The sequence below is a fragment of the Sphingobacterium sp. UME9 genome, assembly GCF_014170215.1.
Classification (GTDB): domain Bacteria; phylum Bacteroidota; class Bacteroidia; order Sphingobacteriales; family Sphingobacteriaceae; genus Sphingobacterium; species Sphingobacterium paramultivorum.
In genome coordinates this window covers 479,814-492,818 of the sequence record NZ_LZZP01000013.1, presented here as the reverse complement: position 1 = coordinate 492,818, position 13,005 = coordinate 479,814, and the positions used below count along the sequence as shown (strand labels likewise).

The following is a 13,005-nucleotide window of genomic DNA, read 5'->3' as shown; positions in this document are numbered from 1 at the left end:
AGGTTCTTTCGTTAAAGTGCTCCCGAAAAAGGATAAACTGTTGTATTGCCCTTGCTTCCAAAGACATGAACCACGCCATTCGTCACAATATACCCCCCGGACCGATTGGTTGTTTTATTGTTAATCTGAATCGGCGCCAAATCGCTGTTATTAACCAGCCGTAACACCATCAGCCCTTCCTGATCAAAACCTTTGCCTTCATTCATGTATCCCAATAAAGAACTTTTGCTGGCAACCGTATTGGCTGGAAGCATGGTTTTCGCTTTGGTGTTTTCAATGGTCAGCTTATCGAAGTTGTAATTCCCTTGCAGCATGAGGTAAAGAAAATAGTTACGGACATCATCTTTATTGTATTCTTCCCATTTTGTTGCCGGCCTCGTAATCGGTTTGCCTGTTCCATCCACTCCGGTCACAATTGGGAAGTCAAAAAACAGGCCTGCTGTCACCTTCTTCGTTTTAGTATCCCAAGTCTTTATGGCTTCGTTATGTAAGAAAATAAAGGTTCTATCGTTTTTCTCAAATTCTTCCAAAGGAATTCCTGCGTATTCTAAGCCCTTCCGCATCCATTTGAAAACTGTATCCGTTGGGTTTTCTACCGTCTCATACGATCGGTTCTCCAAAAATTTCCGCGCACTTATCCCAATATTGGGATCTAAAGTTTTATGTTCGTAGTCGTAATCTTTTTGCAGTTCCAAATCGAAAAGTGAACAACTTGTCATTAATAGACTTGCTACGATGATAGCGCTATATGTCCATTTGGTCTTAAACATTCTTTTCATGACTCTCTGATTTAAATTCTTCTGTTAATCTGTATATCCTGGGTTTTGAACCAATGATTTATTGGAGTTTAAAACATTCCGATGAATAGGCCAATACACTCTGTTTGTTGGATCTAGGAATCCAGGTTTATCTAAATTACCCGCTTCTTCCTGTCTACGTTTCAAGATTGGATCCATCACGTCCTTCACACGTCCGGTGCGTACCAGATCAAACCACCTCTTACCTTCACCAAAAAGTTCCAGACGACGTTCATCCAAAATTGCCGTTTCCAACTGGTAGCTTGTAGCAATAGATGCATCATTCGCATCATATTGTGGCAGACGTGCACGCTTGCGGACAAAGTTTAAATATTTGAGGGCATTGGTTCGGTCCCCGAGGCCATTCAACGCTTCAGCGTATAAGAGATACATATCACTCAGTCGGTACATGGTCAAATAAACCGGTAGGGCCTGATTTGTCACCGGCCATGGATCCGCTTTGGTTGGGTTGGCATCAGTGGGATACCACTTGATAAAGCGATCTCTCTTGTTGCTTGGTAATCCAAAATAGACATCCAATGTTTGCTGAGGTCGAATATCAGGACTTGGCGAGGTTGTCGTTTGTGGCTGAAACCAGGTTGCCCACACTCCTTCATCGACTATGATCTGCTTATTATTGGGAGACCACGACGTTTGCATACAGGCACAGCCATTTTTTAAGTAGTCCCAATGGATACTCCAAATCGTTTCTTTACTGGAAGTTGGATTGACAAAAATAGTTTTCCAGTTTGCGCCATCCTGCAAATTGGTTTCATTGGTTCCGGAATAGCTCACTCCTGTAGGAGACTTTGTCAAAAACAGGCGTGTGATCCATTTTGTTGCATTTTGATAATCCTTTTTCCACATATACACATCAGACATGATCGCGCATATTCCTGCCCCGCCGATTGTCCATAGGGCGTTTTTCGCATCTTTGTCGACCAAAGAATAGGCTTTTTCCAGATCTGGAATAATGACCTCGTTCAATATCTTATCTTTCGGTTCACGTGCGCTGGCAGCGGGCTGCTGTACATCCTCATAAGGTTCAAGCCATATCGGAGCATCACCCCATACACGAACGAGATAGAAATAACACATCGCTCGAAGCGCATAACACTGCGCGAGATAATCCTTAAGCATCTCCGGGGTAATACGACTATCCAACTCGGCTGCCTTTGGAATATACTTGATATTGTTATTGATACGCCCGATGGCGGTATAGAGCCCGCTCCAGTCTGAAAACTGGTTGGTTGGCGTAAGGCTATTTAATACGATCTCGTCCACATAGTCTTTGGTGTAACTAATTGCACGGTCAAAATTATCGGCACGATACTCGCCCCAATACAGGTATTTTTCGAGATAATTGTCTTTGTTGTCCTGATAATTTCCCTTACCGACCATTTCAAGCTGAAAGGCGCTATACATTCCGGCTATTGCAGCCTGCACATCGTATAAGTTTTTATAATGCTGGTCCAGCGCAACTTCGGCCAACGGTTTCTCTTCCAAAAATTTGTTACAGCCCCCCAATGTAGCTGACAGCAGTAACAGTGCTAAGATCTTTGTTTTCATGTCAAAAATATTTTTTCTGTCCCATCCTTCAGACGGAACTTACCCTAATCGATAAATGCTAAAAATTGATATTTACACCAAATCCAAACTCCCGTCTCCTCGGATAACGGCCATCATCCTCGCCCGGTGTCAGCGGATTGTTTGTACTGAATTCGGGATCGTAGCCCCTATAATTGGTCCATGTCAACAGGTTGCTTCCATAAACGAAGGCTGTAAGCCCTTTCATTTTTAATCTGTTGATCAACTGCGGATCGAAGGTATAGGCCAACCGTGCACTTGACAGACGAACAAATGTTGCATCTTCGATATAAAGGCTATTTTGGTTTGTTTTTAGGTTTCCACGGTTGTTTCTCTCCACATAATTTGGATATTTGGCCACATCGCCGGGTTTGCGCCATACATTATAGACCATATCCGGGGAGCCTGCTCCTGTGTTGGTCGGATAATTTTGACGTTGCAGCAGCGCATTGTAAACTTCACCACCAAAGGAACCATTAAAGAGTACATTTAGGGTAAATCGTTTGTACCTAAAGGTCTGCATAAAACCAAAGTAGAAATTTGGTGTCGCATTGCCGAGGATCATACGGTCTTCGTCATTGATCAAACTATCTTTCTTATTGTTAAGCCATTCAGCATCTCCACCTTTCAGTTTACCATCGGGCGCATATAGCTGATGTACTGTACCCTGGTAATCGCTACCATTGAAGGTATAGACTGCTTTTCCATCACGATACATTGGTCTGCCCTGATCGTCAAGTACGAGTGTCAGTTTATCCCAATTGTCATTGTAGGCATTGGACTCGTCCCAGGCATAAACCCCTAAATTGCGCCAGCCGTAGAAATTTCCGATACGGCCGCCTTCTTCCGCGTACCATTTATTGCCCGGGAAAAATGGAATTCCATCGGCCAGCTTCACGATCTTACCGCGTTCAAAAGAAATATTACCATTCACTTCCCAGCTGAAATCAGGTGTTACGATTGGTTTTCCACTAATTACAAACTCCATTCCGCGGTTGCGAATCGTTCCCAGATTGACATTCACTTTTGCATAACCAGTTTCCTTGGCAAGCTCCCGTGGATACAGTAGATCTGTGGTGGTCTTGACATAGTAATCTGCCGTAAATCCTAATCGGCCATTTAAGAAAGTCAGGTCTAAGCCCACATTGTTCTGGGTGGTTGTTTCCCATTTGATCCGATTATTTCCAAATGTACTTGTCAATGCAGCTCCGCCGACACCATTATAAGACCCGCCAAAGGCTACTTTTGTATACGATTCATAATCGCCTACTTTATCGTTTCCAAGCTGTCCAATGCTGTATCGCAGTTTAGCATCTACCAATGCCGGCTTCGCCCATTTCATAAAATTCTCGTCCGAAAAACGCCAGGCAGCAGATGCTGAGAGAAAGTTCCCCCATTTATTTGCTGCGCCGAACCGCGATGAGCCATCCCTTCTGTAGGATCCCTGAACGAGATAACGTCCTTTGTAATTGTAGCCAATCCGACTAAAAACAGAGGCAGAAGCGTTGGCCGTTGCTGTGGTATAGGTTTTTGATGGCGTGAGGTAATCCGGAAAAGTCACCAGAACTTCCTCATTGACGCTATTCATATATTCAGAATGAAAACGATCATAGCGTCTGCGATCCGAACTGAATCCCAATAAGGCCGTGACATTATGGTCCTGTGCAAAAGTCTTATTATAATTCAGGTAGGATTGAAACTCCCAAGTGAACGTTTTATTAAACTCGTTTGTTCCGCTATTCTGATCCTTGTTTGCCGATAAAAAACGTGGTGAGAATTGGGTATTCTGTAAATTGTCCAACCGCACATTAAACAAGGTCGTAAATTTCAGGTCGTCCCGAATTTGATAATCCAACTGATTGTTAAATTGCCCGGAATAGGTTTCATCCATATTTTTTTCAAACAAGGCGTTGGCGACAGGATTCCGCTTCGAACCGATGTAACTTGTTAAAGAGCCATCAGGATAGTAAATCAAGGAATAAGCCGGACGGTCCATCACGACGCGGATCGTATTGCCGATTGGAATCGTATTGCCTTTTTGCCAGGAAAAAGAAATATTGTTGGAATACCTCAATTTGGATGAAAACTGATATTCAACATTGATACGTGACTGTAAACGCTTGGCGTAACTATTCAAGATGATCGATTTATCATCCAGGTAATTCAAACTGCTGTAGTAACGGAGATTTTTCTGACCACCTGATACGCTCATCTTGATTTCCTTCTTTTGAGCAAGATTTCCCAACAAGATTCTTTGTAAATCGTTGTCGGAATTGAAACTTGGGTTGATGGAATCCGTATTGGTATTGAGGCCTTGAATATACCGGAAAGCCCTTACCTCAGCAGAGTTACTTACCGGGATATAATGAGCTAGACGGCCGAAAAGATGATTGTAATTGACATTCACCATGGGTCTTCCCTCTGATCCGCGCTTGGTTGTGATGAGGATTACGCCATTGGCTGCACGCGATCCATAAATAGATGCAGAAGCAGCATCTTTGAGGACCTCGATATTCTCGATATCTGTTGGATTTATGGTGGCACCATCGGGGTTAATTACTCCATCGACCAGGTATAAGGGACCATTTCCCCCATTCAATGTGGAGGTACCACGCACCTGAATAGAGCCTGTCGCCCCAGGTGCCCCACCACCGTCATTGACAATAAGGACTCCGGCAGCCTGCCCCTGTAAGGCATCGAAAAGGTTAATGGGCTGACGTTCTTCAATTTTCTTTGCGTTGACGGAAGATATAGCGCCCGTAAGGTCACGTTTCTTTGCAACACCACCATAACCCGTAACAACAATCTCATCTAGCGCATTGTCACTATCTTCCAACGTGACATCAAGTTGCCGCTGGTTACCGACAGCGCGCTCCTGCTCTTTCATGCCTACTTGACTAAAGACAACGGTACTGGATGATGCAACATCAAGCTGATACTTCCCCGTGGCATCTGTACTTGTTCCCTGACTTTTCCCTTTGATACGAACAGTGACTCCCTGCAATGCCTCTCCTTTTTTGTTGGTCACCTTTCCTGAAAGCCGAATGTTTTGTTGGGCAAAGACCGGTAAGCCTATACTCCCCAAGGCTAGTAATAGGAAGAGTACAAAGCACCCCATTTTTGTGATACTTTTTATCATAATAAATCAGTTTTTATGGCGATTGTCTATCATGAGAAGATGATCGATAACCCGGCCATGCATTTAATAAATTGGTTATTTTTTATAATCAGTTACCTCAAATATCAGTCAATCTGCGAGGTTAAACAGTGTAATTTTTGGTCTTTTTAGCAGTAAAAAATGGTTTTTAGGCGCTTAAAACCATAGATTATTGTTCAAAACAATATCATTGCCCCATAAATTCAAACTTTACTGTACCTATCGTATTTGGTTTATTTTTGGCTGGTGCCGAGATATCGCCTTCCAGTTTCCCGGACGCATTTCTTTTCAGGACTATCCTACGCCAAGAATAGGCCCCTTTCTCATAATCGAAACTCAGACCATCATCGTCATACAGGTTATACATCCCCTCCTTCTCCCCATAATGTCGGATAATCAGGTTCACTTTTTCTCCTGCTGCAGGCGCATGAAGCCGTGCTGTCGTCATTGGAATGATGCCACCATCTTTTACATAGACGGGTATCCGATCGTCTTCGGGTTTGGCGACGATTTCCTCGCCGTTACCGACATAACGGCCCGAATAGAAATCGTACCAGTTACCCTTAGGCAAAAGCACCTTTCTAGTAGATTCGCCTGTAAATAAAGGTGCCACCAACAGATATTCACCACACATGTACTGATCTTTTACCTCCTTGTTTACCGCTTCCAGATAAGGATTTGTTTCTAGATCCTGGTTGCTCAGGCTTGCGTTTGTTTGCCCCTGAAATCCCTCTTCCAGCACCATGGCTCGAAAGGGAGGTGTTCCTTCAAAATGATATTTTGCAAATTCAGAATAGAGGTAAGGCATCAATTCCATCCGCAACTGCGCATAGTACTTCACTTTTTCGGCGACTTCAGGAAAAGACCAGGGTTTTGTTCCACTCGACCAAGCATTGATCATGGCCATTGGTGAGAATACAACAGTCTGGAAACGGCGCAACCACTCCTCGCCTGTTTTGGAGCCCCTTACCTCCGGTGTCCACAGTACGCCGCAAAACCCGCTATTGACCAGTGCAGTGATAAAGTCCTGATGACTATAATAGTCGTTATAGATCACATAGGGCATATTGTTGGCTCCGGCGTTGGATGCACGCACCAGTCCAAACGTCCGTTTGTTGTGCTGGCGGTATAGACTGTCGGTCAATTTTTGTGCAAGTACACCATAGGTTTGCCGCATTTGTATCCCACTGATGCCTGAGGGAAATTTAGCCATATCGGGCCAAAGGTAGTAGTCGTAACCATCGACTTCATCAATCTTATATCCGCTGATGCCAATATCGATCTGCGAACGGCTCAGTTGGCCTGCAAGGATGCGTTTTGCGTCTGGATGATTCAGATCAGGAACAGTTCCATTCCACACCGTATGCGAGCCGGTAAAAGGTTCAATCGCTTTACTGATAGGAGATTCTGGAGAGATATAAGGGTTTGTCCATAGGTTTAGGCGCACACCTTTATCGGCCAGTTTCTTTATCAAGGCTGCCGGGTTTGGAAAACGTCCCTTATCCCATTCAAATGAGCAAGGGTAAGCCTTGGACTGCCATCCGGGTTCGAGACCAATAAAATCAAGCGGGAAGCCATGTTCCTCAAATTCCGCCACCTCCTTGATCACCTCATCAGCCGTATAAAGCTTTTGTACACGTTGCGTAAAACCAAGCCCCCATTTCGGCGGCAGGGCACCACCACCACAAAAGAGGTTATAGCGTTTTATGGCATCGAGCGGATTGATGCCTGCAAATACATAAACTTCCGCTCCTTCTGTAGGTACATATACTTCCACCGCATCGGAGTAAGGCCGGGAGTTCCAACTTTTATCGGTATTGCGATCTTTTACCTCTGCAGGAACTTTAGCATCTTTCCGTACGCCTGTCCCTACATAATACGTTAAATATTGTGCTGAGTTGACCAATACACCATATCCTCTGGAAGAGACGTAGAACGGAACAGGTGCATGGGTGCGCCCATTATCTTTGCCACCATAATGGTCGACATGCAGATTAAGAATCTTGCCCCGCTGATGTACCGTCTGAAAATTAAGTCCCAGTCCGTAGATCTGTTCGTTTTTTTGCAGCGGGAACCGCAGGTATGTTTTACCATCGATCAGTTCGGCATGCACCTCCATCTTGGGTAAAGGAAAATCGACAGACTGCAACCGTTCGAGGGTCGCAGCTTGAGGTGTAGCCCCTGCTGCAGACAGCAGCGTATAATTATCGGGTTTGCCAAATGTTCCTTTCCATACACCCGGGTATTGTTCCTGCCAACGAATAGGTTGTGCCGATGCTCCAATAGCCAACAAAAGCAGCAAAATTGTCCATAATCTCATCATAGCTGGTTATTTTTTTAATAAAGCGTACACACACCAAAGTATGGGCGCCTGGCCGTGCATATCCCCTGTTTTCTGTTTTCGATCGAGGTAGTACTGATAATCATTTTTTCGGTTGGTACCTTCACAGACGTTGCTGATATCGCCATCTTTGTTGATGTAGCCCGTCAGAGCAATCCATGCCTTGCGTGCGATCGGCGTATATTCCTTAGCATCGAGCCATCCCTGTCTTATGCCCATAATAATGGCATAAGTGAACATGGCGGAACCCGAAGTTTCTACCCAGGATTCAGGTTTATCAATCAATTGCCCCCAAAGGCCGTCCGGACGCTGATACTTCTTTAGGCTTGTGATCATTTTGCGGTAAGCAGCCAATATTTTGGGTCTATTGGGGTTATCTTTCTTTAATGAAGAGAGCAATTCGCTCATTCCCGCGGCCATCCAGCCATTACCGCGGCCCCAAAAGAAAGGCGCATCAGGTGCGTGATAAAAAAGACCATTTTCCTTTTGAATGGTATCGAGGTAGACAACCATTTCATGGGCTGCGCGATCAATATAGTGCTGATCTCCGGTTACCTGAAAGGCCTTGGATTGAATCATGGTAATCATATACATATCGTCAATCCAGTAGCGGGTCTGCCAGGTAAGTCCTTTATCGAGAAATTTCTGATAACTATCTTTTACAACCTGAGGGGAGTCAATCGGAATGGACCATTGTGCATTTGCAAAACGCATTCCCATGGTATAGCATTTCTTGTTTTTCGTTTGCAAATAGATTTCCAGCGGAACCGTTCCAAAGACGGAAAAGTCCACATGCCAAGGTCGCGGAACAAGGTGCTTTTCCGTGTCAAACAAGGGCATAAAGCGTTGTGTCAATTGCGTCAACAATTTCTGATCATTGCTCACTTCGGCATACTTCAATGCTCCATACCAGGCGCAGACTTCGGGATAAGTAATGTTTTTTGGTGGAGCTGGCGGTTTAAAACTGTTATGCGGACTCGCCACAAAACGTTGAGCCACGAGATCACCTATTAATCTGGGGTCAGCCTGCGCTGGCCAATTAACCAGGTCTGTGCTTTGCGCAAATGCACAAAGAGACATGCAGACGCCAATACCCAGGAGTATGGACATACAGAACTGCTTCATCATCAGTTGGGTTTATAATTAAGTTATAAGCCAAATATCAGCAAGCCAGTCTGTTTTAAGGGGGTAGTTTTTGTTCGTTTAGGTGGAGAAATTGGTAATGGATCCCATCCGCATGGCGTCACTCTACTTGTGCAGTGTACACCGAAAGTTAGCAGAATTCTTTTCCGCAGTTTAGTTGTACGGAATAAGTACTCCTATTGTACTTTTCTCTTTTGTCAATATACTTAGCAACCGTTGCGTAAACAATGCTATTACTGTGCTATATTTCTGCTTAGGGAGTGCTAATACCGTGCTTAGTGAGTGCTTTATCTATAACGATGGGTAGTGGGCAAAAAGCGCTACTTCTTTATCAGCTTTTTTTATAATAAAAACACCCCAAAAGCTTTCATCAAGCTTCTGGGGTGTCTTAGATTAATTTACTATATATTATTCTTAGTTAAATTTAAATTTAACACCGAATTGCATATAATATGTTGAGCTAATCGATTCATTTGGTCTATTCAATGCCTTAATTGCATCTCCGTTTGCATAGCCCAAGTTAAATGTTGGAACTGTAGTGCCATTTGCTTCCACTTTAGCAATATTTGTTGGAGTCAATAAGATATTATTATTTATCTTATAGGTACCCCAAGAAGAATTAAACAGGTTACCAATATTCATCACGTCCCAGAAGAATTCTAACGAATTATTTCCGCCACCAATTCCTCTAAATACTTCTTGTGACAAATGGAAGTCAAACTGATGTCTCCATGGTGCAACAGCGCCATTACGTTCAACGTATTTTCCTTTGTGCTCGCTAAGGTATTTATCACCATCCACTAAGCCCCAAAAAATATCAGATTGTTCTTGAGCAGTGTAGGCTTTTTTACCATAGTTACTGTTACCAGCTGCGATATCACTAAATTTCAATTCAGAAGCATCTTTAGGGATGTAGATTAAGTCATTATTTTGACCGTCACGATTGAAATCAGAACCATAATAGTAAGAGAATCTACCCATTGAACTTCCACTATAGAATAATGTCATTGAAGTATTCAATTTGCCAATCCAATTGTTGGTATAAGTCACAGATCCCATTAAACGATGAGGAACAATATTGGTTGTATAGCCCAACTCTGGATTATTGGAATTACCATTTGCTTGTAATGGGATAGACCATAAGTTTTGAATCTGATCTCCAGCACCATCACCATAATTTTTAGCACCACTATAAGTGTAGGCAATCATTCCAGAAAATCCTTTATCGAAGCTTTTTTGCAATTGAGCAGTCACCGAGTAATAATGACCACCTTTCGCATTGGTCATGTACGTTGGAATAAATTGTCCCGTAGATCCTTTTACCGGTTGTCCTTTTGAGTCAATTGTATATAGGTATTTATCTGCGTTTGCATTCGGGAAGATAAATCTATTATCTCCGTATCCAGCAATATTCATCGCTGTTGGATCAACTAAGTTTACATTTTTTGCAACTACAGCATTAATATCTTTATTATAGATCGCCTCTACTGTACCGACCACTCCCCAAGGTAATTTGTAATCAACTGCTACACTTGATTTCCAAGTTGAAGGGAATTTCAGGTTCACATCCATCGCTGACATATTTCCTGGCAATGAAGTACCGGCTGCATCAGGTGTTGCAGGGTAATTTGCTTTAATATCTGGGCTAAACGCTGGCATATTAGCATCACCTGCAGCATAAGTCTTCGTATATTGAAGCATACCCGAGTCTCCAGATTGAGCAATAATCCAAACAAAAGGAATACGTCCGGTAAATACTCCAGTTCCCCCACGAACAATAAATGAGCGGTCACCTCTAACATCATAGTTAAATCCAAGACGCGGAGATACCATCACACGTGTTTTAGGCATTGCACCTGTATTTAGATGTAATCCATTCGCAAATTCCAGGGTCTGCAACAGTGGGTGAGTTTTCATTTCCGATACATCAGGATATGTTGGAAGCTCAAAGCGGATCCCCCCTGTCAATTTCAATTTTTCATTTACTGTAAACTGATCTTGCAGATAAAGTGACCATTGGTTAAACTTGAAGCTTGGCATAGCCTGTGAGCCATCTGCGGTCAACGGGTAAGTCAATGCATAGTTTACAGCAGGTTTACCACCAATAAAGTCTTGCCAAGAGTTATACATATAATACCCGGCTCCAAAACGTTGGAATCCATTTACTGTACGCGATGTCTCAAACTGAAGACCTCCAGTAAAGTAATGATCATTCACAGTATAGTTTGCATCATAGTTTGCCGTCCAAGTTTTTACAGAACGAAGGTTTCCGTATGTAAATGGATCTGTTCCAAAAGAAGTCAGAATATTACCTCCTGTACCAGCAATACCATCACGTATATCTACTAAAGGAAATACACTTCCTGAAACACTTCTAGGCTCATCTTGGTTTACATAAGAGAGACGAGCAGAATGATTCAAATTACCAATCTTTCCATTATATTCAGCTGTCGCAGAATATAAATTTGTTTCTTGGAAATAATTTGAGTTTTGAAAACTTAAAGCATTATTTCCAGTTCTGTTCATTGGATACACTTTTGTATCAATATTAGAACCACTAAACGATGAGCTCAAATTAGAAGGAGATTTCCCTTTAACTTGGTTGTATCTAAAATTGATTTTGTGATTATCAGAAATGTTCCAATCGATACGAGCAAAAATCTTATCATTATTACTTTTCGAAGAATATCCTTGGTAAGCACCAGGGTCATAACCGTAAGTGTTTTTCAAATAATTACTTACTTCATCCATGAAAGCAACTGTAGGTCTTGCAAAATAACTTGTAGTTCCATAGTCTGATTCTTTTACAGAAGCAACTTTGGTCGGTCCTGGTTCAGTTTGCTTCAATTGTTCAACATTCACAAAGAAGAATAACTTGTTCTTAATAATAGGACCACCTAAACTTACACCATACTGTTTTACGCTTAGATCATTTGGTGTAAACACCACATCATTTACACGGCTTCCCTGTTGTTTATCGGAACGACCACTATAAAAAGCTGATCCAAAGAAATCGTTACGACCAGAACGTGTTACAGCATTAATAGACGCTCCTGTAAAACCTGATTGACGAACATCAAACGGAGTTACATTCACTGAGATCTGCTCTATCGCGTCAATAGAAATTGGAGAACCATTTGCTGGAATATTTTGGCCAATACCAAATTGGTTATTGAAATTCGCACCGTCAACAGTGAAATTATTGGCACGGTAATTTCCACCACCAATTGCAGTTCCATTAGCCTGCGGAGTTAAACGGGTTAAATCATTTACACTTCTAGTAATTGTAGGCAAATTTTCGATCTGACGACGCCCAACAATGGTAGATGCTCCATTTCGCTCTCCTTTTAAAACACCAGCTCTTGTAACAACTACTTCTTCAAGATTAGTCGCTGAATCGCCGAAAACAGGATTTACTACGAATGGTTCACCTAATTGCAAATAAACATCTTCATACACGATAGGCTGTTGTCCTACATAGGTTACTTCAATTTTGTATGGTCCGCCAACACGCATATTAGCTAAGTTGAACCGACCTGCAGCGTTAGCCGAGCCAGAATAAACAGTTCCTGATGGCACGTGCGTAGCTTTAATTGTTGCTCCCGATGTGAACTGTCCGTTTGACTCTTTTACAATACCTGTAACGCTACTTGTCGTAACCTGAGCTTGTACAGCACCGTAACTAGCCATAACAAGAGCGAAAAAGAGTAAAGATCTTTTCATATAATGTGATTTGTTAAAAAATGTTAAGCAAAATTACTAAGAGATTTCAAATTACAAAGGACTTAATATAAACTTAACACACTAAACCACACATACTTCATGAAATACAGACGAAATTTACTACATTAATATACAATTTAACAACAAAAAAAACGTTGTAACATGTTTTAAACCAGCATTCCCCTCCGCACAAACCGATCGAAAATAATTTTCCACATCAAATCCGCATTTTTTTTTTGTAACAACATTCTTCCAAT

General features: G+C 42.4%; 6 protein-coding genes. All 6 read right to left on the bottom strand.

Features of this window, described 5'->3' with window-relative positions:
- Positions 1 to 11: 11 nt before the first annotated feature.
- The gene (locus A9970_RS21210; protein WP_153845186.1) at positions 12 to 779 is read right to left on the bottom strand and encodes a hypothetical protein; all 768 of its coding nucleotides are present in this window, start codon (positions 777 to 779) and stop codon (positions 12 to 14) included.
- A gap of 24 nt (positions 780 to 803) precedes the next feature.
- Positions 804 to 2,366, bottom strand: coding sequence for a RagB/SusD family nutrient uptake outer membrane protein (locus A9970_RS21205; RefSeq protein ID WP_182983596.1), 1,563 nt, complete (start codon positions 2,364 to 2,366; stop codon positions 804 to 806).
- Between the two features lie 58 nt (positions 2,367 to 2,424).
- Positions 2,425 to 5,523 (bottom strand): TonB-dependent receptor, encoded by a 3,099-nt coding sequence (locus A9970_RS21200; RefSeq protein ID WP_182983595.1) that lies wholly within the window; start codon positions 5,521 to 5,523, stop codon positions 2,425 to 2,427.
- Positions 5,524 to 5,728: 205 nt separating this feature from the next.
- Positions 5,729 to 7,864 carry a TIM-barrel domain-containing protein gene (locus tag A9970_RS21195; protein WP_182983594.1) on the bottom strand — a complete coding sequence of 712 codons (2,136 nt, stop codon included), beginning with the start codon at positions 7,862 to 7,864 and terminating at the stop codon, positions 5,729 to 5,731.
- Positions 7,865 to 7,870: 6 nt separating this feature from the next.
- On the bottom strand, positions 7,871 to 9,010 hold the full coding sequence (locus A9970_RS21190) for a glycoside hydrolase family 105 protein (RefSeq protein ID WP_259655450.1): 1,140 nt from the start codon (positions 9,008 to 9,010) through the stop codon (positions 7,871 to 7,873).
- A 429-nt stretch (positions 9,011 to 9,439) separates the two neighbouring features.
- A complete protein-coding gene (locus tag A9970_RS21185; RefSeq protein ID WP_182983593.1) occupies positions 9,440 to 12,748 on the bottom strand; it encodes a TonB-dependent receptor in 3,309 nt (1,102 codons plus the stop codon).
- Positions 12,749 to 13,005 lie beyond the last annotated feature (257 nt).